Annotated in this window: 20 protein-coding genes, 1 tRNA gene and 1 pseudogene; 12 read left to right on the top strand and 10 right to left on the bottom strand. The window is 40.7% G+C overall.

Going from position 1 to position 22,791, the window contains the following annotated elements; translation table 11 throughout:
• Positions 1-219 precede the first annotated feature (219 nt).
• Together RMY00_RS13305 and RMY00_RS13300 are read right to left on the bottom strand one after the other, a co-directional pair.
• Complete coding sequence (locus RMY00_RS13305; RefSeq protein ID WP_322647998.1) at positions 220-396, bottom strand: hypothetical protein; 177 nt, start codon at positions 394-396, stop codon at positions 220-222.
• A gap of 95 nt (positions 397-491) precedes the next feature.
• Positions 492-665, bottom strand: a complete 174-nt coding sequence (locus tag RMY00_RS13300; protein ID WP_322647997.1) for a hypothetical protein — start codon at positions 663-665, stop codon at positions 492-494.
• A gap of 29 nt (positions 666-694) precedes the next feature.
• Between RMY00_RS13300 and RMY00_RS13295 the strand changes: the two genes are divergently transcribed.
• Positions 695-958 (top strand): helix-turn-helix transcriptional regulator, encoded by a 264-nt coding sequence (locus tag RMY00_RS13295; RefSeq protein ID WP_322647996.1) that lies wholly within the window; start codon positions 695-697, stop codon positions 956-958.
• Here RMY00_RS13295 and RMY00_RS13290 read toward each other — a convergent pair.
• A complete protein-coding gene (locus RMY00_RS13290) occupies positions 906-1,307 on the bottom strand; it encodes a hypothetical protein (RefSeq protein ID WP_322647995.1) in 402 nt (133 codons plus the stop codon). The two genes, RMY00_RS13295 and RMY00_RS13290, sit on opposite strands and share 53 nt — an antisense overlap.
• Before the next feature lie 149 nt (positions 1,308-1,456).
• Complete coding sequence (locus tag RMY00_RS13285) at positions 1,457-2,626, bottom strand: cysteine desulfurase family protein (protein ID WP_322647994.1); 1,170 nt, start codon at positions 2,624-2,626, stop codon at positions 1,457-1,459.
• Between the two features lie 210 nt (positions 2,627-2,836).
• Between RMY00_RS13285 and RMY00_RS13280 the strand changes: the two are divergent.
• Positions 2,837-4,465 (top strand): annotated as a pseudogene (locus tag RMY00_RS13280) (phospholipase D-like domain-containing protein).
• Positions 4,466-4,510: 45 nt separating this feature from the next.
• Here the strand turns inward: RMY00_RS13280 and RMY00_RS13275 are convergent.
• Positions 4,511-5,596: a glycosyltransferase family 4 protein gene (locus RMY00_RS13275; protein WP_322647993.1), complete on the bottom strand. Its 1,086-nt coding sequence runs from the start codon at positions 5,594-5,596 to the stop codon at positions 4,511-4,513.
• A 601-nt stretch (positions 5,597-6,197) separates the two neighbouring features.
• Here RMY00_RS13275 and RMY00_RS13270 point away from each other — a divergent pair.
• From RMY00_RS13270 to RMY00_RS13260, 3 genes are all read left to right on the top strand, one after another.
• Entirely contained in the window at positions 6,198-7,007 is an 810-nt protein-coding gene (locus RMY00_RS13270) for an ABC transporter permease (RefSeq protein ID WP_322647992.1), read from the top strand.
• A gap of 871 nt (positions 7,008-7,878) precedes the next feature.
• Positions 7,879-10,278, top strand: a complete 2,400-nt coding sequence (locus RMY00_RS13265; RefSeq protein ID WP_322647991.1) for a hypothetical protein — start codon at positions 7,879-7,881, stop codon at positions 10,276-10,278.
• 692 nt (positions 10,279-10,970) lie between these two features.
• Positions 10,971-12,809, top strand: a complete 1,839-nt coding sequence (locus tag RMY00_RS13260) for a bifunctional serine/threonine-protein kinase/formylglycine-generating enzyme family protein (protein WP_322647990.1) — start codon at positions 10,971-10,973, stop codon at positions 12,807-12,809.
• A 296-nt stretch (positions 12,810-13,105) separates the two neighbouring features.
• On the opposite strand, the gene dnaN is transcribed toward RMY00_RS13260, so the two are convergent.
• Positions 13,106-14,269: a DNA polymerase III subunit beta gene (gene dnaN / locus RMY00_RS13255; RefSeq protein ID WP_322647989.1), complete on the bottom strand. Its 1,164-nt coding sequence runs from the start codon at positions 14,267-14,269 to the stop codon at positions 13,106-13,108.
• A 227-nt stretch (positions 14,270-14,496) separates the two neighbouring features.
• On the opposite strand from dnaN, the gene RMY00_RS13250 reads away from it, so the two are divergent.
• On the top strand, positions 14,497-16,140 hold the full coding sequence (locus tag RMY00_RS13250) for a metallophosphoesterase family protein (RefSeq protein WP_322647988.1): 1,644 nt from the start codon (positions 14,497-14,499) through the stop codon (positions 16,138-16,140).
• Positions 16,141-16,176: 36 nt separating this feature from the next.
• Here the strand turns inward: RMY00_RS13250 and RMY00_RS13245 are convergent, their stop codons facing one another.
• Together RMY00_RS13245 and RMY00_RS13240 are read right to left on the bottom strand one after the other, a co-directional pair.
• Positions 16,177-16,548, bottom strand: coding sequence for a hypothetical protein (locus RMY00_RS13245; protein WP_322647987.1), 372 nt, complete (start codon positions 16,546-16,548; stop codon positions 16,177-16,179).
• Between the two features lie 19 nt (positions 16,549-16,567).
• Positions 16,568-17,500 carry a serine hydrolase gene (locus RMY00_RS13240; RefSeq protein ID WP_322647986.1) on the bottom strand — a complete coding sequence of 311 codons (933 nt, stop codon included), beginning with the start codon at positions 17,498-17,500 and terminating at the stop codon, positions 16,568-16,570.
• Between the two features lie 9 nt (positions 17,501-17,509).
• Between RMY00_RS13240 and RMY00_RS13235 the strand changes: the two genes are divergently transcribed.
• The 3 genes from RMY00_RS13235 (at position 17,510) to RMY00_RS13225 (ending at position 20,628) form a co-directional block, all read left to right on the top strand.
• Positions 17,510-18,232, top strand: a complete 723-nt coding sequence (locus RMY00_RS13235; RefSeq protein ID WP_322647985.1) for a C40 family peptidase — start codon at positions 17,510-17,512, stop codon at positions 18,230-18,232.
• Entirely contained in the window at positions 18,229-19,242 is a 1,014-nt protein-coding gene (locus RMY00_RS13230) for a glycosyltransferase family 2 protein (RefSeq protein ID WP_322647984.1), read from the top strand. The genes RMY00_RS13235 and RMY00_RS13230 overlap by 4 nt, the downstream gene beginning before the upstream one ends.
• Positions 19,243-19,374: 132 nt before the next feature.
• Positions 19,375-20,628: an MFS transporter gene (locus RMY00_RS13225; protein ID WP_322647983.1), complete on the top strand. Its 1,254-nt coding sequence runs from the start codon at positions 19,375-19,377 to the stop codon at positions 20,626-20,628.
• A 31-nt stretch (positions 20,629-20,659) separates the two neighbouring features.
• On the opposite strand, the gene RMY00_RS13220 is transcribed toward RMY00_RS13225, so the two are convergent.
• Positions 20,660-20,733, bottom strand: a tRNA-Arg gene (locus RMY00_RS13220).
• A gap of 34 nt (positions 20,734-20,767) precedes the next feature.
• Here RMY00_RS13220 and moaC point away from each other — a divergent pair.
• Positions 20,768-21,274 carry a cyclic pyranopterin monophosphate synthase MoaC gene (gene moaC / locus RMY00_RS13215; RefSeq protein WP_322647982.1) on the top strand — a complete coding sequence of 169 codons (507 nt, stop codon included), beginning with the start codon at positions 20,768-20,770 and terminating at the stop codon, positions 21,272-21,274.
• Between the two features lie 33 nt (positions 21,275-21,307).
• On the opposite strand, the gene RMY00_RS13210 is transcribed toward moaC, so the two are convergent.
• On the bottom strand, positions 21,308-21,979 hold the full coding sequence (locus RMY00_RS13210; protein ID WP_322648108.1) for a Uma2 family endonuclease: 672 nt from the start codon (positions 21,977-21,979) through the stop codon (positions 21,308-21,310).
• Between the two features lie 124 nt (positions 21,980-22,103).
• Between RMY00_RS13210 and RMY00_RS13205 the strand changes: the two genes are divergently transcribed.
• Both RMY00_RS13205 and RMY00_RS13200 read left to right on the top strand, forming a co-directional pair.
• Complete coding sequence (locus RMY00_RS13205) at positions 22,104-22,361, top strand: 2TM domain-containing protein (protein WP_322647981.1); 258 nt, start codon at positions 22,104-22,106, stop codon at positions 22,359-22,361.
• A gap of 119 nt (positions 22,362-22,480) precedes the next feature.
• Positions 22,481-22,789, top strand: a complete 309-nt coding sequence (locus RMY00_RS13200; RefSeq protein WP_190728677.1) for a DUF3181 family protein — start codon at positions 22,481-22,483, stop codon at positions 22,787-22,789.
• Positions 22,790-22,791 lie beyond the last annotated feature (2 nt).

Here is a 22,791-nt window from a genome sequence, read left to right as displayed (position 1 = left end):
ACTTAAAAAAACAAATCATCGTCTACAAGTTGGTGATGTGATTTGCTATCAGTTAACGGTTGATAAAAATGGAATAGTTCATGCTTGCAAAACAAACTGCTCAGTTAAGATTCTCTAACTGGTTGCCCATTTATTGAAGAAGTGCGATCGCATAGAAGACACACTCAAAATTTTACTTATTGGTAAAAAACTCCTTTAAGGCTTTCAGCAACGCGCCGATCAGATAAAACCTAAATATTTTGATACGCGATACCCAAGCCAAATCCCTACAAGGCCACCAATGACGCTGAAAAGAATCGAGGTGAACGATAGCACACTTCCACCCCACAATGCAGGGATGTAACTACCAATTGTAGAGCCAACAAACATCCCAATTCCAATGATGAATTTATTCATTTAAAAAAAACCTCAAAAGTAATCAAAATAAGTCATGCTTGAACTCCTTTATGACTCAAAATATTACCTTTTGGGAAAAGATTTATTTAACCCTTTCAGCAGCCGTGACAGCAACTTAAGAAAATACCGCTACCAAGAAAATTTAAGGTTGCCATTCGCGCGATCGTAACCTGATAGTCATTCACAAGCAGTGGAATCGCCTCTAAATACTGCAAAATCTCTAAATATCCTATTTTGGGATTATCCTGAAATAGGTTTATTGTATTCAATGTATACATAGTGCTAAAGCCAAGGCACAATGAAATTTGTTTTCAGTCAGGACTATGAAATATTCCGTCGCTGTATGATTGCGGCTCGTAAGGAAGCAAAACTAACTCAACAGACGCTTGCTAAATCCTTGAATAAGCCACAATCTTTTGTAGCCAAATATGAAAATGGTGAACGGCGGTTAGATGTAATTGAGTTTCTGTTAGTTACTAGCGTAATCGGCGTAGATCCTTGCGATATTCTCAGAAAACTTGAACAAAAGATATCTGAAGCATCTTGTAAGGAGGAGGTATGAATACACAGCCAATTTCTGAATTCCAAAACCAGAGCGTTGTGCATGGTATGGCTGCTTTTGACCATGCTTCAATATGAGGTTCATACCAATTTGGTAAATCAATATGATCTGAAGTGTCTCCTTCAAAACCAAGAACACCGTAAGCTCCATCTGAAACGATGACTGTAGGCTGCTCCCAATTGTTGTAATGTTCGAGACTATCACCCAGATATAAAGCAACGCTTTCATCATTCCATGCAGAAAAATTTAAGTTGGTGTTGAGGTTGACTACTTTTCCCCGACCTACTGTGCTGGTAGCCTTGCGTTTTAAAGTCTTGAGGGAACTCGATTCTGGGTTAGATAGACTCATTTATTGGTTTACGTGGCTCTGAAACTTCAGTATCTTTGATTTTATCCTGTTTTGGGATATTTACATAGTAATAGACAGTAAAATTAACCAGAAACACGCTCAATATGCAATATTCCCTATCTCGCAGGTACGTAATTTATGATATTGATTTAATGTTTAACTAAAGATAAATCCGGTGTCAGTCTTTGTAAAACTTGCTTCAATACCATAACTGTCCAATCTATATCAGCTTCAGTGGTATCACGCCCCAAAGTTATGCGAATTCCACCCAAGGCAGCTTTTTCGGAATAACCCATCGCTAACAATATCGGACTAGGGCTAAGTTTACCACTATGACAGGCAGCACCAGCACTGATGCCGATACCAGCAAGGTTTAGCTGTCGTACCAAGGTTTTACCGCTAAGTTTTTCCCCATCGGCGTATTCTAAGCACATACTGATATGGTGAGGTAAACGATCGCAGTTATCCCCTGTAGGAATTAAACCAGGAATTTCAGCTAATTGGGCAAAGGCGCGATCGCGTAACTCAATTAACCGTGGTGTTTCTATAGCCAATTCTTCGGCTGCTAATTCTGCTGCTACACCAAATCCCGCTATTATCGGTACTGCTTGCGTACCAGAACGTAGTCCCATTTCTTGTCCACCACCACCCAGTAAGGGCATCAATTCCACACTAGGACGCACGTATAGCGCCCCTACACCTTGCGGGCCATATATTTTATGGCTGGAGAGGCTAAGTAAGTCTACGGGTAGTTGTTGCACATTTATAGGTAAACGTCCCGCAGCTTGCACCGCATCTGTATGGAACAAAGCGCCATGTGATCGCACAATTTTACCCAGTTCTGCGATCGGTTGCACTGTTCCAACTTCACTTTGTCCGTAAATTATAGAAACCAAAACTGTGTTATGTCGCAATGCTGCCTTTAAATCTAGGGGATTGACTCTGCCTTTGACATCTACAGATAGGCGTGAAACTTCCCAACCCCACATTTCTAGCAACCTTACTGTTTCAGAAATTGCTGAATGCTCCACGCTGGAGATAATAATATGTTGAGGAACAGCATACAACCGAGCCACACCCATAATCGCTAGATTATTTGCTTCGGTACCACCAGATGTAAAGATTATTGATGCTGGATCGATAGCGTTAATTAATCCAGCAACTTGGACTCTGGCTTCTTCTACAACCGTTGCCGCCCTTTGCCCCCACTCATGTAAGCTGGAAGGATTGCCCCACTGTTCGGTGAGGACTGTTTGCATAACTGCGATCGCTTCTTTTCGAGTCGGAGTAGTGGCGCTGTAATCTAGATAAATTTGCATATAACCGATAATGGTGAGAACACACGTTGGTAATAGCTGATCTTGTCAGCATATACAGTTTGAGTGGACAAATCCTGAAAAAATCTCTGTAATGCCTCTAGCAGTAGATTTTTCCCAATACTAAGAAAGTTATTTTTCTACTTAATTCAGAAGACAAAATTTTGGGAATGATAAATATGTCCACTCCTAATCCACTTTTAACAGATTACAGTGCAACTTATCTCTAGACGAAGATATTTTTTATATGTCTTTTTACTGATATTTCCCCTTGCTGCTTGTCAGCGAGTTCAGTCTTCTAATCAACGTCTACAACCTTTACCACAAGATCCGGTAGTTCAAGTTTACTTTAACCATTCTGAGTCTTCAGAATACAAAGAACCTTACCGTCAGCAAACTCGTCTTGGGGATGATTTAGAAAAACAGATTGTTAATGCTATTACCCAAGCTAAATCTACAGTAGATGTGGCAGTGCAAGAATTACGTTTACCTAAAGTTGCCCAAGCACTGGTTGATAGACAAAAAGCTGGGGTAAAAGTCAGGATAATTTTAGAAAATACCTATAGCCGACCTTGGAGCAGCTTAACATCTACTGAAGTAGGTAAGTTAGATAAAAGGGAACAGGAACGTTACAACGAATTTCGCAAATTTATCGATATTAACCAAGATAATCAACTCAGTCCAGCAGAAATAAATCAAAGAGATGCTTTGATAATTTTGCAAAATGCCAAAATTCCCTGGATAGACGATCAAGCAGATGGTTCAGCAGGTAGCAGTTTGATGCACCACAAATTTGTAATTGTGGATAATCGCATTCTAATTATAACTTCAGCTAATTTTACTTTAAGTGATACTTATGGTGATTTCACAAATTCTAGCAGTTTAGGCAATGCCAATAACTTATTGCAAATTGACAGCCCCGAATTAGCATCTTTATTTACACAAGAGTTTAACATTATGTGGGGAGATGGCCCAGGAGGTAAACCAGATAGTAAATTTGGTTTGCAAAAACCGATGCGATCGCCTCAACAAATAACTTTAGGGAACACCAAAATCACTGTGCAGTTTTCGCCTACTTCCCCAACTCAACCCTGGAATAATAGTAGTAATGGTTTAATTGGTAAAACTTTAGATTCAGCAACCAAATCTGTTGATATGGCGTTATTTGTATTTTCCGATCAGCGTCTTGCCAATATCTTAGAAAATCGCCATCAACAGAGTGTACAAATTCGCGCTTTAATTGAACCACAATTTGCCTATCGTCCTTATAGCGAAGCATTGGATATGATGGGGGTTGCTCTTAGTAACAAATGTAAATATGAAGTTGATAACCATCCTTGGTCAAATCCAATTACAACCGTAGGCGTACCTGTGTTACCCAAAGGCGATTTATTGCATCATAAATTTGGTGTTATTGATAGTAAAACAGTAATTACAGGTTCTCATAATTGGTCTGATGCTGCCAATAATGGTAACGATGAGACGCTTGTAGTGATTCAAAGTCCCATAGTTGCTGCCCATTACGCGCGCGAATTTACTCGTCTTTATACTAAAATTAAACCCGGCTTACCACCAGCAATTCAAACAAAGATTAAAGTAGAACAAACACGGTGTCCACAGATAAAAACTTCATAAAGTGAACTACAAGCAGTTAAACAAATAAACATTAACACTGCAAGTCTAGAAGAATTAGCAACTCTGCCTGGTGTAGGTAAGAAGTTAGCACAACGAATAATTATTAGCCGTCAACAGCAAAAATTTATATCTTTATAAGACTTAGAAAGAGTTCCAGGATTGAGTACTATAACTGTAGAAAAATGGAGCAATCGCGTAATTTGGTAGGGTCGCACAGCTGTGCCTCCCTACTTAGTTAAAAACATGCGATATTTAAGTGCGATCGCTACCTAAACTAATCAAACTACGGAAACGCCCATTTTGAGAAAATCGTTTTGCTAATATTTGTTGATAAACCGCCTCATAGCCATCAGTCATTTGCTCAACGCTGAAACAGTCTTGGACATACTGGCGACAAGCGTAGCGGTCTAATTCTATTACCCGATCAATGGCACTAATGCATTCTTGAGTATTATTGCAAAGGAAACCCGTCTTGCCGTGGGAAATTACCTCCTCAGTAGAACCCAATTTCATCGCAATCACTGGCGTACCCGAAGCCATTGACTCCACCATCACCAATCCAAAGGGTTCTCGCCAAGTGATGGGGAATAAAGTTGCGACTGCACCTCCCATAAGAGCATTTTTTTGAGCATGGTTAGCTTCACCCAAATACTCAATTTGCTTCCCGTCAATGTGCGGTTTGATTTCCTTCTCAAAGTATTCCGTATCAACGGCATCAATCTTACCCGCCATTTTCAAACGCCAACCAGCTTGTTTTGCAATTTCTATTGCTAAGTGTCCTCCCTTCTCAGGAGACATCCTACCCAAAAACGCTAAGTAGGGCGGATCTTCTGGTTGGGCGTGAAAATTATAACTGCTGACATCAATTCCGTTGTAAACCGTTGCTAGATAGTTCAACCCTAACCTTGGTTCTCGTTGTGAATTGGAAATACTAACGTAGGGTTGTTTTTTCCCAAAACTAAACATCTTTTCGTTGTCAGGCGTAAAAGTACCGTGCAATGTGTGAACTGTTGGGGTTGTGACGAGATTTGTGTAGGACAGTGCCCCACATCCGATATGCGAGTGAATAATGTCAAACTCTTCTGCACGTTCATAAACCGAAGCTAGATTCAGCATTTCGTAAACGTTGTAATCTTTAATAGTGCGATCGAGTCTGAGGGCACGCGGATGAACTGACACTAGTTTTGCCAGACTGATAGAATCTCCCGACGCAAATAAAGTTACTTCGTGTCCGCGTCGAACTAATTCATCGGTCAGTAACCCTACTACTAACTCTGTACCCCCATAAGCTGGAGGTGGAACTCTTTCCCATAGTGGGGCTACTTGAGCTATTCGCATCACAAACCTCCTAACAAATAAAATTTGAATTAAAAGTTTCTTCTTTCTGTTGTTCTAGTGCTTGTAATTAATTCACTTTGCATGCAAAAGTAATTTTAGATACCAAGCTGCTTAAAACTTCTCTCAAAATCTTATGCCCTTATTTCTATATCCTTTGTCTATCTTTGTATGGAAATTACCCTCTCCTAAAGAGGTAAATATATTTTAATTTATTGATTTTTGGTGATTTGGTAAAATTTGAAATACAGATTTTTTTACAAATAGCAATTTTCTAAAATTGTCAAAATCTAAGTTAAATGGTGAGAATGAACGAAAATAGTCTATTATCACCTGTCAATTATCTGATTTTAAAACGTTGTTTAAAGCATGAATTGCATAGGCACTTTTTGGACGACTTTCCGTACTCTAAAGAAGAACTCGTAGCCACCCAAAGGAAACATTTTCGTAAAGTAGGTACTTGAAATTAGAAGCGGTGAAGTTGTATTAGGAATTCTATCTAAGCTTTTAACAGCAGGCAAAAGGGAGAAAAAAGAGTTAATATATTGACTTATTACATTAAATATGATATTTTATATTGCTATCAATAAAATCAAATATAAACGTGAATATATCTCCATCGATCAATAAACCGCGTGTCTCATGGCAGGCGGTTTTCTCACTGCTGATGTTTGTGTTCATGTACCTGCCTATACTGGTACTTAGCTTTTATAGCTTTAATCAGTCACCCTATAGTGCAGGTTGGCAAGGATTCACTCTTGATTGGTATGGCAAGTTATTTAGTGACGATCGCATTTTATCAGCTTTGCAAAACAGTTTAATAGTTGGTGGTTGTGCCGTGGCTATATCAGCAGTACTGGGAACTTTAATGGCGGTTGGGTTGGCGCGTTACGAATTTCCTGGAAAAAAATTGTATCAGGGTATTGCTTATCTACCATTGATTATTCCCGATATTGCGATCGCAGTCGCTACCCTAGTATGTCTAGCAGCCTTTGCCATACCTTTGAGTTTGTGGACGATAGTTGCAGCCCATATCGTGTTTTGTCTGGCTTACGTAGGACTTGTGGTTGCTTCACGACTGAGCAATTTAGATCCTCACTTAGAAGAAGCAGCATTAGATTTAGGCGCTACACCAACGCAAGCTTTTATTAAAGTATTGTTACCTCAATTAATGCCTGGTATTGTAGCTGGTTGTCTCTTGGCCTTTGTTCTCAGTTTAGATGACTTTCTTATTGCCAGTTTTACTGCTGGTAGCGGTTATAACACTCTACCAATGGAAATTTTTAGCCGGATTAGATCGGGAGTCAAGCCTGATATTAACGCATTGAGTGTGATGTTGATTACAGTATCTGCGATCGCTGCTCTTGTAGCTGAATTAATCCGCATTTCTGGAGAGAATAAAAATTTCAAATAAGAGTCAAAGCAATCTTAACGATTTCGCCTCCTTAATGGCATCAAATGGCATCGCAGTTTCTCAGGCTTAGAGTACTTACCTAATTTAATCTCAGTACACTTCAGTAATAACCCTCAGTCTATCTAGTTTTTGTCTTAACCGAACTGTAGTGAGAGTTAAGGGTCAAAAATTTAGTATTTATAACAATTGCTTAACATCCAGCAATATTTTAAATTAAGTAAGTTTACGGTGGTGAAGTATCAAGCTCCACAAACACAATAGAGTATGTAAAGTTCAGTACCAAATCAGCCTAGCAGCGTTGGTTTTTTATAAAAAATAGACGAAGTTACTTGAAATCAAAGTTATCAGTAATAGGACTTTGCAAGTACAAGTCTAATGTTTAATTTGTTTTCATCCACTTATTTTTGTAATTTGTGGATTAATTGTCTGTACTAAATAAACAGTCCATAAAATATTATGGACATTTTGTTGTGATTTATTACACAATAATTGAAAACAAATTCATACATTTGTGGTTTGATTTAGCCATAATTTTTGCGTCGTTTTTTTCTATAACTACTACAGTTCGTTAAAAACAAGGCACCTTAATGAAATATCTCAAACCCCTAATTAATAGCAATTAAGAATTCTGTTAGCGAGTCTATGAGTAACATTTATTAACAGTTACACGGTCGTACAGCGTCTCGTAGATAAAGGTACTAGAAAAACATATCTTACACCATTCTCAATATTCGTAGAGTAAGCATTGCTTAGAGATCCAAAATCATGGGTTAAGCAAATATAAAGCAGTGTTTAACTACAAAAATATTTTAAAACAACTGGTGCAAGATGTTACACAACAACTCAAGGACTGAAAATCAGTTCATAAATCATGAAACCATTACGGAACTTTTTTGCTCATAATTTTCATCACTACCGTTTTTTACTAGTAGCAGCAATTTCTTTAGGAGGGTCATTTACAGTAGTAATGCCTTCTCTAGCAGATGGTACAACTGCTGGTACTACTATCGACAACACTGCAACTGCTGAATATAATTACGTGAATAATTTGGGAGTAAATGTTCTTAATAAAACTACTTCCAATACTGTAACAGTTTCTGTAGCAGAGACAGCAGGAATTACGGTGACTTCTCAAGGTATCACAGATACAACAGGTGGTAGTGTTGTATCTAACGATTTGCTGTACTACGATTTTTTGATTACTAATGTGGGGAATGATCCTACCCGTTTCTTCATTCCGGGTAAAGCTACTATTACAGGGTCAGCAACAGCTGGCACAATCACCGCAGATTTAGATGGTAACGGCACATTTGAAACTACTATTCCTAATACTGGTTTCACCACTAGTTCCATTCCTGTCAGTGGATTTGTCAAAGTACGTGTTCCTGTCACAGTTAATCTTTTAGCAACGCCAGGTTCAGTTATTACTGTATTATTAGGTGACACAGGCCCTAACGATAACAGTAATACTACCCAGAACCAACCTGATAGTTCTGATGGCTCAAACGCGACAGAAGTCCGTACCATTGATAATTTAGATGGAACAGCAGGAGAAACAGCAGGGATACCTCTGAATGGAGAACGAGAAGCTAGTGCTATACAAACAACTACTATCTCTGCAATTCCACAGGCTTTTGCTAAAGTCTTAAAAGTTCGTTCTGGGTATTCAGATTCCAGTACACCCAACAATTTGAGTGATGATAAGTTGACCTACGATTTGAGTCTAAAAATTGATTCCACAAGTCCCACTGGTAGTACAGGATTAACTCCTGCAAATTTGGTAGGTACGAACATCAACGTAGATGGTCTGATTGGTGCCAAAATTTTGGTGTCTGATGCTATTCCCGTAAATACTCGTTTAGCAAGCGTAGTTACTCCTCCTACGGGTTGGAGTGTTATTTACACTGTGACACCTACACTAGTGACAGCGAACAATGCCCTTTGGACTAGTATTGTACCAGTTGATTTAAGCTTAGTAACTCGTGTTGGATTTGTGAAATCTGGCAGTCTTACCGCAGGTACAACAGTGAATGGATTATCCTTTCAAGTAGTGACAAATGGAGTTCTAACTTCCACTGCCACAATTTCTAATATTGCTCAAAGCTTTGGTCAAACTCAAGGTGATGCACTCAATCAGCTAGTTTATGATGAGTCGGGCGACCAAAGCCCTAGCAACTTTAATGATGATAGTACTGTTGGTTCAAATGTTCCGAATCTTGGAGTAGCAAATGTTACTACTCAAGGGGCAGATACTAGTAATAACAACACAGGTCAAGGGCCTGGAGGTGAAGTTAACACCTTTACGATGACTGCCCAAACCTCGATTTTGAATGGGCCGCACCTGCACGCTAACGCTGTGGGAGCAACTGATAATAATAATGATTTTTCAAACCAATCAGCGATCGTTCCACTCTATCTACCGCCAGGATCTACCATTGATCCTGCTGCTGTGAGCTTCTTCAATACTATATTAAACCCCGATCCAACTCTGTTGAATAACGTCTTATTAGTACCAGTTACCCCAACCAATACCAGTGACCTACCATCAGGTACAACCGTAACCTTAATTTCTGGAGTCAGTGTTGCCACTTACACATATAATGGCACTGTGTTCACCTTGACTTCTGGCTTAGGAATTACCCTACCAACCCTCAATAATTTGCCAGTTGATTATACCGTAACTGTAGATTTACCAGCAGGAACGCCTCTATCAACAGATACGGGTAAAGCTTTTCCTGTGACAATTCGAGCTTTTGTGGATAGTAATAATGATGGAGCGTTTAACTCTGGAGAATCTTCCAATAATACAATTGACCAAGTTTACACAGGTTTCTTGAAACTTGTGAAAGAATCTCGGATTTTACAAGGAAGTGGCTCTGCTGTTGCTGCGAATGATAGCACTTTTAGTACAACAGTGAAAAAGCCTGGTGTAGGCAATATTATTGAGTATCGCATTACTTACACCAATATTTCGTCAGTTCCCATCGGCTCAAATAACGCTACTCTGAATGCAACTGGAATTATTATTACTGAAAATGGTAATTCCACTAATAATAACTGGGCTAAAGACAATGACAACAATGGGAAAGTAGATACTAGCCATGTATTTAGTACTGCAACCGATCCTGCCGGAATTGTAACTTATCTAAATGTGGGAGCAGCAGTAACGGATGCGATTGGCGTTGATATCACCACCTATCTAGACACAATTCCTGGGCCACTTCAACCTGGACAGTCTGGAACATTTACTTTCCAACGTAAGGTTAACTAAGTTATCTGATATTTAGAGTGAGGAGTAAAGACGCGATTAATAGCGTCTCTACAGGAGTTAGGAATTATTGTTTTCTTTCTTGTCTCTCCCACTCCTCCACGATTCGGTTAAAGGGAAAAGAGAAAAGGGTAATTTAAACCAGTACGCTTGTCAAAATTAGTTTTTTTAACGTAGACGCTGCATCGGCTTGCCGCAGGCTACCGCCAAAGACGCAAATAAAAGGAAAAAAAGCTTAATTGAACTGTATTGAATTATGCTTTATTTGAAACTCTTGTAAGAACGTTGAAATGCAACGCCTCTACATTCTTTTTCGGAGATATTTAAAAGATTTTATACGCCTAACTATACCAGTATTTTAAGTTTCATTGGGTTTGCAATCCACTTATGTAATTCTCTTAGATTTTGAGTTTTAAATTCTTCAATTGGTTATTTGTGAACTTTTTCTTATATTCAACAACAGCTATATTAAAATGTAGGGTGCGTTCCGGCAAGCCTAAAATACTAATATCAGTTCACTTTGGGGTTTCAATTCTGTGATGTATCTCTCTTAAATTTTTATGATCTATTTATCCTCAGATAAAAAATATTTTTTAAGCACATCAATAAAGTTCCGTGTTCGCTTCTCTACATAACTGTTTTCAATTAGATAATATTGGGGCTAACTTTGGAGAAGATGCTATTTCCCCCTCATTATGCAAATCTGCCAAAATCCCAATTGCTCAAATCCATTCAACTCTGATAGCAATAGATTTTGCGTGAGTTGCGGACAAAGCAACTTTGGCAAACTTCTAAGAAACCGTTACCGCGTATTGAGACTTTTAGGTGAAGGTGGATTTAGCAGAACCTATGCTACAGAAGATGTAGATAGACTAAACGCGCCCTGCGTCATCAAGCAATTTTTTCCACAATTTCAAGGAACAGGACAACGTACCAAAGCAGCAGAATTTTTTAAAGAAGAGGCTTTTCGGTTGTATGATCTGGGAGAAAATCATACTCAAATTCCTAGATTACTTGCTTATTTTGAACAAGGTGCTAGTTTGTATCTCGTACAAGAATTTATTCAAGGAAAGACTCTCTTACAAGAAGTTCAGCAACAAACTTATGGTGAATCAAAAATTTGGGAACTTTTAGCTGATTTATTACCAGTACTGCAATTTATTCATACTCATAATGTCATTCATCGGGATATTAAACCAGAAAACATTATCCGCCGTGCAAGCGATCAAAAACCCGTATTAATTGACTTTGGCGGTGCTAAACAGGTAACACAAACCAGCATAGGAAGACAAGCGACAGTAATTTATACCCTTGGTTATGCCCCAACCGAACAAATGGCTGGATTTGCTTGTCACGGCAGTGATTTGTATGCTTTGGGTGTAACTTGTGTGCGTCTTTTAACTCGATGTTTGCCGTTGCAGGATGCTTCTGGACAGATTAATGACCCTATTTATGATGCCATGAACGCTAAGTGGTTATGGCGCGATCGCTTACAACAAAAAGGTATTACTATCAGCGACGACTTAGGGAAAATTTTAGATAAATTACTAAAACATTTACCAAGTGAAAGGTATCAAACAGCAGCAGAAGTTCTCAACGATTTGAAATTTGCAACATTGAATATTCAACCTGTTGCCCTAAAAATTGTTTCGATGCCTCAGCCCATTTTATCGCCGCCGCCACAAAAAGTAATTGTACCATTACCCCCCTTAGAAACCTTTGAATTTGATGTAGTGACAGTAGACACAAGTGGTAGAGAAGTAAACCGCGTGAGTTGTAATGCAAACTTTTTTGCCGAAGAATTGGGTAAATCTGTCACATTAGAAATGGTATCGATTCCTGGCGATACTTATATGATGGGTTCACCGGAGTGTGAAGGAGATGCTGACGAACGTCCTCGACATAAAGTTAGCGTTGAACCATTTTTTATGGGGAAATTTCCCGTTACTCAAGCACAGTGGAGAGTTGTAGCAGCTTTACCAAAAGTCAAACAAGATTTAAATCCCAATCCGTCGAAATTCAAAGGTTTAGATAGACCAGTGGAAAATGTATCTTGGTATGAGGCTGTAGAATTTTGTCTCAGACTATCAGAAAAAACTGGACGCGACTATCGTTTACCGAGTGAAGCTGAATGGGAATATGCTTGTCGGGCTGGAACTACAACATCCTTTCACTTTGGCGAAACTATTACCTCTGAGTTAGTCAGTTGCACTATCGAACCAAACAGCAAATTCCGTAAAGAAACAACAAACGTTGGTAGTTTTGAAGTCGCCAACGCCTTCGGATTGTATGATATGCACGGGCTAGTTTGGGAATGGTGCGCTGATTCGTGGCACAACAATTACAGCGACGCACCTTCAGATGGAACACCTTGGGAAGTTGGTGGTGATATTAATCGCCGAGTACTACGCGGTGGTTCTTGGAGTTTCAACGCCGAACTATGTCGCAGCGCTAGTCGTAGCTGGAATGAGTCAGACGGTGGACTGAGGGTTTGTGGCTTTAGAGTAGTATTTTCCGTAGAGGAGATTATTTAGCAATTTAATTCAAAGGCTGTAGAAATTATGAAAAACTCCACGCCACTTGCTACGGTGTACACACAAGTCAAAAAAAGCTCGATGCAATAAAGGTGTAGGTCAATGCAATAAAAGTGTAGCTCGATGCAACAAAGGTGCAGGTCAATGCAATAAAAGTGCAGCTCGATGCAACAAAGGTGCAGGTCAATGCAATAAAAGTGCAGGTCAAGAGACTTGTGTCTACACCGTAGACGCCACAAGTCTCTGGGTTTCCCGCCGCTTTCAATGTACAATCTAGACGCGCATCAGCTTCTAACTTAACTTCTAAGTTGCACCGGCATAGCTAAATAGGTCATTTTTAAACCACCCAATGGGGTAAAAATTACTGGAGTTAGGCTTTGATTTAAATGCATTTGAATTTCCGAAGATGGTAACTCTTTCAAGCCTTCCATCAAATATTTAATGTTAAAAGCAATCTCAATATTTTCCCCAGAAATTTGTGCTGGCATTGACTCTTTACCACTGCCCACATCTTGAGCTTCACAAGATAGGGTAATTTCTTGGGCTTCGCTATCAATACTAAGCTTGACAATATTATTTTTTTGATCGGCTAGTACAGCAATTCGCTCTAAGGTACTGACAAATTGTCGGCGTTCAATTGTGACTTGTCGCTCAAATTGGCGCGGAATTAGTTGTCGATAAGCAGGATATTGCCCTTCTAATGTACGACTAGTCAAACGTTGATTTTGCCATGCAAACACTACTTGACCTTGATCGAAATATAAAGCTACAGGTTCATCTGATGAGGCGCTATGAGCTAGCATTCGTTGTAGTTCGCGTAATGCTCTAGCTGGTACTGTTACTTCTAATTGACTAGTTCCACTTAAAGGACGCTCGTTGCTAGTTTCTACAACTGCTAGGCGATGTCCGTCGGTAGCTGCAAATTCTAGAGTATCTTGTTTAACTGTTAAATGCACTCCTGTAAGTACTTGCTTGGTTTCATCTCCACTAGTAGCAAATAATGAGCCACGTAACCCCTCAATTAATGCGGTGGTAGTGAGATGGATTACTTCTGTATTTTCAATTACAGGTAGTTCCGGAAATTCTTCAGGCCCCATTGCTCGGACTTGGTAATGTCCACTCTTGGGTGTGAGTGTGACAATTAATCCTTCTCCACCAGGTGTAACACCTGTGAGGGCTGATTCATCGTCTAGAGTGATTTCGCCTTCTGGAAGACGCGAGGTGATGTCTACAAGTAACTTAGCAGGAAGTGCGATCGCACCACTTTGCCATACCTCTGCGTTAAAGCTGGTGCGGATTCCCAAGCTGAGATCAAAGGCGGTTAAGCTTACCTGGTTAGTTTGGGCATCCGCTTGTAACAGCACATTGGCAAGGACTGGATGAGTTGGTCGTGAAGGTACTGCACGACTGACGAGTGAGAGGTTTGTACTGAGATCGCTTTGGGAGCAAACTAATTTCATAAGTCAGATTCAGCTGGTGAAAGATATCCTAACACCCTTATTGTTCATGGGCGAGTAACGGAAAGGGAGTAATAATAAAATTGCGTTTAGTCGGTGAACTCGCTAAAAAATTTGGGATGTTACTCATGCTCAGACGCAAAAGCCGCCGTAAAATTTTCTCGGTAGCTATGCTTGTGCTTGTTATATGCTTTACTCTGTTAACTGTGCGTTCATTTGGGCAAAGAATTATGACATCAGCACCCCAATTGCTCACCGATCCATTTTTGCAACTACCAACTGAAACCTCAGTGCAAGTAGTTTGGTTTACTGAGTTTGCTGGTGTTAATCATACAGTAACCTACGGCGAAAATCTTCAACAAACTGCTAAGGCAAATACTACCAAACTCACTCGCATTCGTGAAGACCAACACTCAAGAGTTGCAAACCAAATCAAAGATGGACAAGTTTATCAAAAACCTATCCAACGCGACATTTGGCGGCATGAGGCTGAGGTGATTGGGTTAACTCCTGGTTTGCGGGTAAACTATCGCATTACGAGTATGCGAGAAGATGGCGAAACTGTTAGCAGTGATGTTTTTAGCCTCGCAGCTACTCCCAAACCGGATATACCACTAAAAATTTTACTTACCTCTGACCATCAGTTAAAGCCAATGACGGCGGCAAATCTACAAAAAGTAGTGGAAACAGTTGGACGGGTTGATGGGGTGTGGTTTGCTGGTGATTTAGTGAATGTTAGCGATCGCGCCTCAGAATGGTTTGATGATAATGGTGGTGGTGCGTTATTTCCTGGTTTACAAGGTCGTGCTAAATATGAAATGACACACGATGGTGTTAAAACAACCTACACCGGTGGACAAATAATTCAACACGCACCCATCTTTACTTGCATTGGCAATCATGAGGTAATGGGACGCTTTGCCAGAACGGGAAGTTTAGATGATGAATTTGATGATACAATTCCCCGTGCAATTGCTCAAAAAATCTACGGTGACAAATCTTTAATAGATAATTCTTTTAATACTGATACTTATGAAGAGATTTTCTCTTTACCAAAAAGTAAAGAAGGTGGAAAAAAATATTATGCAGTCAGCTTTGGCGATGCGCGTTTGATAGTACTCTACGTTACGAATATGTGGCGGACTCCTAGCTTAGGTGGAAAGTATAAGGGTAGATATCGAGAAGCGGAAAAGGATTTAAATAATCCTGAAGATTGGGGTTATGGACAAGTAATTTATGAGCCAATTGCTAAAGACAGCAAGCAGTACAATTGGCTAGAAGCAGAACTCAACAGCCCTGAGTTTCAACAAGCAAAATACAAAGTTGTGATGTTCCATCATCCGCCTCACACTCTGGGCGATAATATAGTTCCTGCTTATACAGAACCAGTTCAAATAATTGAACGGGATGATAATAATATTAAAGCAGTGCGTTATGAGTACCCAAAAGACGCAGATTATATTATCCACGATGTTGTCCCTTTACTTGAAGCAGCTAATGTGCAACTGGTATTCTATGGGCATTCCCATTTGTGGAACCGCTTTGTTAGTCAGACTGGAATGCACTTTCTAGAAACATCTAATGTAGGTAATACTTACGGCGCTGCTTGGGGTGATAGAAAGCGAGAAGTGCCAATTGGATATCAAGAGGATTATGTTAAGCTTGGCGATCCCAATGGGTTAGAACCGATAGTGCCAACAATTTCCCCTTTGTTGGGTGAAGATGGAAAGCCAATGCCTTATATTTCGAGTAATGATATTACAGTTTTTAGTATCTTTGATACGGGGACAGGTACGATAAGTAGTTATCGTTTTGATACTCGCAAGCCTGATTCGGAAGTATTGAAGTTTGATGAATTTAAGTTAAATAGCTAAGGCAATGGAATTTACAGCTACACAAACAAAGTCCGCCTACGCGGACGAAGTACAGCATTTCATTAATTCGTAGCGAATTAAATTTGACAATGCCAACGCATCGACTGACAATGCCAATGCATCGACTGACAATACCAATGCATCGGCTGACAATGCCAACGCATCGACTAACAATGCCAATGCATCGGCTGACAATGCTAACGCATCAACTAACAATGCCAACGTATCGACTAACAATGCCAATGTATCGACTAACAATGCCAATGCATCGACTAACAATGCTAATGTATCCCCTTGCATTAAAAACGCTACAATTTTACGCAAAGCTGTACTAAAAAAAATTGAGGGTTTGAACCCACGGATGTGGGTTTTGCCTGTGTAGACGAGGTTTCTAACCGCCGATTTCACTTAAGTTCACAGGAGTGGATTATAGACTAGCGATCGCATCGGCAACTAGTTTAGAAACAAAGGGCAAAATTGCCTGATTCTTAGCGTGCGCTTTACCTTCAGTAAATACCACTAAGAGGTAAGGGCGCTGTTCTGGTATTTCAATATACGCAGCATCATGGCGAACTTGACTTGTCCAACCTGCTTTTGACCAAATTTGAGCATTTTCAGGCAGTCCACTACCTAAGAAACCTGTTACCTGATTTTCCTCGGTGTCAGTAGGTAAATCGTTGAGATTACGTTTGAGCAAAGCCATCATTGCTTGCGAGCGCACACTTGAAACCGCCACCCCACCTACAATACTATGCAGTAACCTAGCGATCGCGTTTGTTGTCAACATATTGCGATTTTCCAGTAACTCTCCCGCAAATGCCCGTTCTCGTCCATAAGGGCCATCACCCCAAGTTTTTTGACAGACGTTAATCGTATCCATTTCTTCCCAACCCAAAGATTGGTAATAGCGGTTAACAATATTACGTTGATATTTCCAGGTTTCAAAAGGCCCGGTTGGCAATTCTGGCCCTGATGTGGTACCACTCAGAATATCTACAACCAAGCTGGTAGCATCATTACTAGAATCTACAATCATATCCCGCAAGGCGCGTTCCAACTCTTTGGAAGTGTTAGTCATCCCTTTTTCTAGCCATTCGTTTACCGCCACTAGGTAAAATAGCTTGACTACGCTGGCGGGATAAATCCGTTCAACACCACGATAAGTAAAACCACGAACTGGATGATCCCAAAAAGCGTTGGGAGTCAGTGCCCCACCAGTATTTACTAGCACCGGTGGATCGTAAACAACCCAAGTCAAGGCAATTTGATTCCGGGCTAAGGTCGGAAATTCTGCCCAACTTGCATCTAAAATGCCATTACCAAGATTTTCGAGTTGTTCGTCTTTATTAAAAAAAATCATTCTCCAGTAATGTCCTTTAATCTAAAATCCAAAATTCAAAATCTAAAATCAGGGGAGTATCAGTGTATTGCTGACCTTAATTTATATGATTCTCCTGAATGTACGCGTTTAGCAACTCAAGCTGCATCTGGGAGACATTTATGGGTAACATCAAATCATCAAAATTCAGCGATTGAGGTGTATTTGTGTGAAGATGACTATCCTGGATGGGTATCCCTTTCAGATTTTGATTCATTACAATCTGCTACTGTACATTATCAAGCTGCAACATTTTCTGAATCTGAAATTAAAAAACTGCTAGCAGAGGTCATCGCCTTTACCCAAAAAGCGATGCAACAATCCAATTATTACCTTTGGGGCGGTACGGTTGGGCCAAATTATGACTGTTCTGGGTTGATGCAGGCGGCGTTTGCTTCGGTGGGTATTTGGCTACCTAGAGATGCCTATCAGCAGGAAGGATTCACTCAACCAATTACTATTGCAGAATTAGCAGCCGGGGATCTGGTATTTTTTGGAACTAGCCAAAAAGCAACCCATGTCGGGCTTTATTTGGCAGATGGTTATTACATTCATAGTTCTGGGAAAGATCAGGGACGGGATGGGATTGGGATTGATATTCTCTCGGAACAGGGAGATGTTGTTAGTCAGTCGTACTATCAGCAGCTGCGAGGTGCTGGTAGAGTTATCAAGAGTTACGAACCACGAAGACGCGAAGGGCGCGAAGAAATATGAGGAGTGGGTTGGTTGAACAAGGGGTGATGGGGGAAAATGGGGCGATTTCAGCAGTTGCTCCAGATGTTTCGGTGGTGCTGCCGATACATGACGAGGTGGAAAGTTTGCCGCTTTTATTAGAAGCGATCGCATCTACTTTATCTTCTAGTCAGATAAATTATGAAATCATTTGTGTAGATGATGGTTCTACAGATGGTTCTGGGGATTTTCTCAAAGAACAGGCGCAAATCCGTACAGATTTAAAAGCGGTGATTTTGCGTCGCAACTACGGACAAACTGCGGCGATGGCTGCTGGATTTTATTATGCAGTCGGTAAAGCGATCGTTACTTTAGATGCTGATCTCCAGAATGATCCGGCTGATATTCCCATGTTATTAGCAAAGCTGGATGAGGGTTACGATTTGGTGAGTGGTTGGCGGCAAAAACGCCAAGATGGCGCTGTAAATCGCTTACTTCCTTCCAAAATTGCTAATTGGCTAATTCGCCGTACTACTAGCGTGAATATTCATGACTATGGCTGTTCGCTGAAAGCATATCGTGCAGAACTGCTAGCAGATATGAACCTCTACGGAGAATTACACCGATTTTTACCAGCTTTGGCGTACATCGAAGGAGCTAGAATTACTGAAGTACCAGTGCGCCATCACGCCCGTCGCTTTGGTCGCAGTAAATATGGAATTTGGCGGACATTCCGCGTTCTGATGGATTTGTTAACCATCCTATTTATGAAAAGATTCCTTACCCGCCCAATGCACGTTTTTGGGCTGTTGGGCTTGATGTCAATGGTTTCGGGAACTGCGATCGGAATTTACTTGACTTTTGTTAAATTGGCTTTAGGTGAGATGATTGGTAATCGCCCTTTGCTGATTTTAGCAGTTCTCCTCCTAGTAACCGGAGTGCAGTTATTTTGCTTCGGTCTTTTAGCAGAATTACTCATGCGTACATACCATGAATCCCAAGGGCGGCCTATCTATCGCGTGCGAGAGGTAGTAGCAAAAAATGTTAAGTAAGGTAACAATAGTAGTCATTAGTCATTGGTCATTGGTCATTAGTCATTAGTAAATAGTTAATGGTAAATATTGGTTGACTCTAGAACAAAGGACAAATGACAAATGACAAAAAACCATTAAATTGCATCTACCTTGAAAGCATTTAGTACCTTTGATACCGAACTGCGGCGCAACCTGCTGATTTTATTTACGGCAGGTTTATTATTCTGGTCAAGCATATCTTCGCTCTTACCAACTCTACCGCTTTACATCGATGATGTGGGCGCAAGTAAGCAAGAAATTGGGATTGTGATGGGCAGTTTCGCCATTGGCTTATTGCTATCTCGTCCAATGCTGGGACGGTTAGCTGATGAACGTGGTCGAAAAATTACCTTATTGATTGGTACGATAGTAGCTGCGATCGCACCTTTTGGTTACTTGGCAACCCAATCTCTTGGGTTATTAATCCTAGTGCGGATTTTTCACGGTCTTAGTGTTGCGGCTTTCACCACTGGTTACAGCGCCTTAGTCGCAGATTTAGCTCCCACTGAAACTCGTGGCGAAATCATTGGTTACATGACCTTAGCAACTCCCCTTGGTTTAGCAATTGGCCCTGCCTTGGGTGGATATTTGGAAGCTACAAGTAGTTACGGGATATTATTTCTCTTCTGTGCCGAATTGGGTTTTGTCGCTCTCTTGGAGATTGTACAAGTCACAAATCCGCCAGTGCAGATACAACAGCAAACTGAAGAAAACGCTCGCAACTTTTGGCAAATTTTGAGCAGCCCACGGGTAAAAGTTCCAACGATAGTTATGTTATTGGTTGGTTTATCTATCGGTGCTGTACATACTTTTGTGTCGTTATACCTCAAATCCAGCGATGTGGACTTTAATGGCGGACTGTTTTTTACAGCCTCGGCAATTTCTAGTTTTAGTATCAGAGTATTTGCTGGTAAGGCAAGCGATCGCTTTGGCCGTGGTTTGTTTATAACTTTTGGTATTTTTTGCTATATTTTAGCCTTAATACTGCTGTGGCAGGCTCACAGCGTGATGTTTTTCTTACTGGCTGCGATCACTGAAGGTGCTGGTGGTGGTACACTCATCTCAATGATGATCACAATGATGGCAGACCGCTCACAGCCGCAAGAACGGGGGCAAATTTTTGCTATATGCGTAGCTGGACTTGATATGGGAATTGCGATCGCTGCTCCTCTTCTGGGTATCATCGCCGAACGGGTAGGCTACCGCGATATGTTTGGCTACGGTGCTGGGATCACTTCTATTGCACTTGTCCTTTTCCTCACCCAGTCGAGCAAAAACCTATCGAACTCCCTGCGCTTTGCACTAGGTCTAGCTCCAGATGCCTATGCCTTGAACAACCTAAAACTTAGGAGTGAGGAACTTTAAATCCTCACTCCTAACTTTCAACTTTTAAAAACGGGCGAGGAGGGATTCGAACCCCCGACACCGTGGTCCGTAGCCACGTGCTCTAGTCCACTGAGCTACACGCCCTCACCGACAATCTATATTAACACGTTCTAACTAAATGGCGCAAGATAATTTTCCATCCAATTTTGCTAACTTAACCCATCTAGATCGCCAAGGACAGGCGCAGATGGTAGATGTATCTGATAAAGCACCCACCATCCGCCAAGCAGTAGCCGCAGCCAATGTGCGGATGCTACCAGCCACCTTCGCTGCCATTCAAGCCGGAAATGTCCCAAAAGGGGATGTGTTGGCAACTGCAAGATTGGCTGGGATTATGGCAGCCAAGCAAACAGCCAATTTAATTCCTCTGTGTCATCCGTTGCCTTTGCAAAAAATTGCAGTTGAAATCATACCCGATCCCCAACTACCCGGTTATCAAATTCAAGCCACAGTCAAAACCAAAGCTGAAACTGGTGTAGAAATGGAAGCCTTAACTGCCGTTTCTGTGGCTGCCTTGACTTTATACGATATGGCAAAAGCTTTAGAAAAATCGATTCAAATTGAATCAATTCGTTTGATTAGTAAGAGTGGCGGGAAATCAGGAGATTATTCACCGCCAGAGTAAGTAAGTTACTCTATTTCACTGCCCACCCCCCAGTTACGGAAGATTATCAGGATCAATGCCGAGATTACGCAAATATGCTGCCAACTGTTCAGCGCGTTGGCGTTCTTGTTCTAGCAATAACTCAGCGTGTTCCGCCCGTTGATTAAGTTCCAAGGAATTCAAAAATCTTTGTCCATCTGGACGGTAAATTACCAACTCCCCAAGCCCCGTTTGAAATTTAATTCCTAAGCGGGGGCTGACCCAACCATCCATTTGCCATAGCTTATTCAAATGGTTATTTTGCCGCAACCAGCCATCTAGTTGAAAACTTTCAGGGTCATATAAATAGTATTCTTCAACACCGTAAGTATCGTAAAACTCCAACTTACGCTCCATTTCCTTAGTATCATTACTATAAGAAAGAATCTCAAAAACTACTTGCGGTGGAATATTATCTTCTTGCCACTGACGATAAGAACGACGTTTTCCCTTTGATCTACTGAAGACAACCATTACATCAGGTGCAGTCGGTGTAATTAGCTGAGAACGGACGGGATACCAAAGTAAATCTCCCGCAATTAAAACATTCTCATTATTAGCAAACAGAATCTCTAAATTCTCCTTAATCAGGACAATCCAACGATATTGCTCTGTATTGTCTGCCATTGGTTTGCCGTCGCTATCTGGATAGAGGAGATCGGGGTCTATTTGCTCAAAGATCGTCATCTGATTTAACCCATCGGCTCTTGGCTTCCAGTTCAATTATGACTGGTTGTAAGGGTCAAATAGCAACCAATGCCACAAAAACCTTAGAATAAATAGGGTGTATTTAAATCTGTAACAAATATTTATGCCTCCTCGTTGGCCTCGCAAACCCGATCGCAAAGACCCTGATTACCGCAAGATCGATGACAGAATGAATTTTGCTGTGCATGTAGCGATCGCTGCTACGATTAATTCTGGCTTGTGGTTTTTCCACATATTGAAAGGCACTACTTGGGAGTGGCTGCCTTGGGTAACTTTAAGTTGGACAGGAATATTGTTGGTGCATCTGATTTATATTAGTGTGATCGCTAACTACACCGAAACTCCGCCAAAATCCACCTGAAGATGGATTACTCATGCTGGGGCGATTGTAACCTCTGGTAGTAGGATTAGACTGTTAATTGAGCCATAATATAAAAAAGCATGAGATTTCGCACTTTTTCTTAATGTAGGGTTATTTTTATGGCTAAGACTAACACCACAGAATTACTAGAAGCCCTAGCAGCTGAAATTGGCGAAAACGTCTACATAGACGTTGCCAAATGGCATCTTTATTTATCTAATGCCAAACTGCATACAGTTGTTGCCGAGCAACTGTATCCCTTAATTACTTCCAACGCTGTCAATGAAGACCGGGTTTTACAAGTCTTGGGATCGATTCCAGTAAAAATTGGCGGCGGTAAACGTGAAGTTCCTTTAATCGATTTACTACCCCTGCAATGCCAAGTAAATTTAGTAGATATTTTGGAAAAATATCAACGTGATTTTTAATG

It is taken from the genome of Nostoc sp. ChiVER01 (genome assembly GCF_034531155.1).
GTDB lineage: Bacteria > Cyanobacteriota > Cyanobacteriia > Cyanobacteriales > Nostocaceae > Nostoc.
The sequence above is the reverse complement of the archived record's forward strand: the minus strand, read 5'-3'. Positions and strand labels throughout refer to the sequence as shown.

What these genes read in the sequence shown, in the direction of transcription:
- RMY00_RS13305 (WP_322647998.1), bottom strand. Translation starts at nt 396, where the DNA reads ATGAATAAATTCATCATTGGAATTGGGATGTTTGTTGGCTCTACAATT.
- RMY00_RS13295 (WP_322647996.1), top strand. Translation starts at nt 695, where the DNA reads ATGAAATTTGTTTTCAGTCAGGACTATGAAATATTCCGTCGCTGTATG.
- RMY00_RS13290 (WP_322647995.1), bottom strand. Translation starts at nt 1,307, where the DNA reads ATGAGTCTATCTAACCCAGAATCGAGTTCCCTCAAGACTTTAAAACGC.
- RMY00_RS13285 (WP_322647994.1), bottom strand. Translation starts at nt 2,626, where the DNA reads ATGCAAATTTATCTAGATTACAGCGCCACTACTCCGACTCGAAAAGAA.
- RMY00_RS13275 (WP_322647993.1), bottom strand. Translation starts at nt 5,596, where the DNA reads ATGCGAATAGCTCAAGTAGCCCCACTATGGGAAAGAGTTCCACCTCCA.
- RMY00_RS13265 (WP_322647991.1), top strand. Translation starts at nt 7,879, where the DNA reads ATGAAACCATTACGGAACTTTTTTGCTCATAATTTTCATCACTACCGT.
- RMY00_RS13260 (WP_322647990.1), top strand. Translation starts at nt 10,971, where the DNA reads ATGCAAATCTGCCAAAATCCCAATTGCTCAAATCCATTCAACTCTGAT.
- dnaN (WP_322647989.1), bottom strand. Translation starts at nt 14,269, where the DNA reads ATGAAATTAGTTTGCTCCCAAAGCGATCTCAGTACAAACCTCTCACTC.
- RMY00_RS13250 (WP_322647988.1), top strand. Translation starts at nt 14,497, where the DNA reads ATGACATCAGCACCCCAATTGCTCACCGATCCATTTTTGCAACTACCA.
- RMY00_RS13240 (WP_322647986.1), bottom strand. Translation starts at nt 17,500, where the DNA reads ATGATTTTTTTTAATAAAGACGAACAACTCGAAAATCTTGGTAATGGC.
- RMY00_RS13235 (WP_322647985.1), top strand. Translation starts at nt 17,510, where the DNA reads ATGTCCTTTAATCTAAAATCCAAAATTCAAAATCTAAAATCAGGGGAG.
- RMY00_RS13230 (WP_322647984.1), top strand. Translation starts at nt 18,229, where the DNA reads ATGAGGAGTGGGTTGGTTGAACAAGGGGTGATGGGGGAAAATGGGGCG.
- moaC (WP_322647982.1), top strand. Translation starts at nt 20,768, where the DNA reads ATGGCGCAAGATAATTTTCCATCCAATTTTGCTAACTTAACCCATCTA.
- RMY00_RS13210 (WP_322648108.1), bottom strand. Translation starts at nt 21,979, where the DNA reads ATGACGATCTTTGAGCAAATAGACCCCGATCTCCTCTATCCAGATAGC.
- RMY00_RS13205 (WP_322647981.1), top strand. Translation starts at nt 22,104, where the DNA reads ATGCCTCCTCGTTGGCCTCGCAAACCCGATCGCAAAGACCCTGATTAC.
- RMY00_RS13200 (WP_190728677.1), top strand. Translation starts at nt 22,481, where the DNA reads ATGGCTAAGACTAACACCACAGAATTACTAGAAGCCCTAGCAGCTGAA.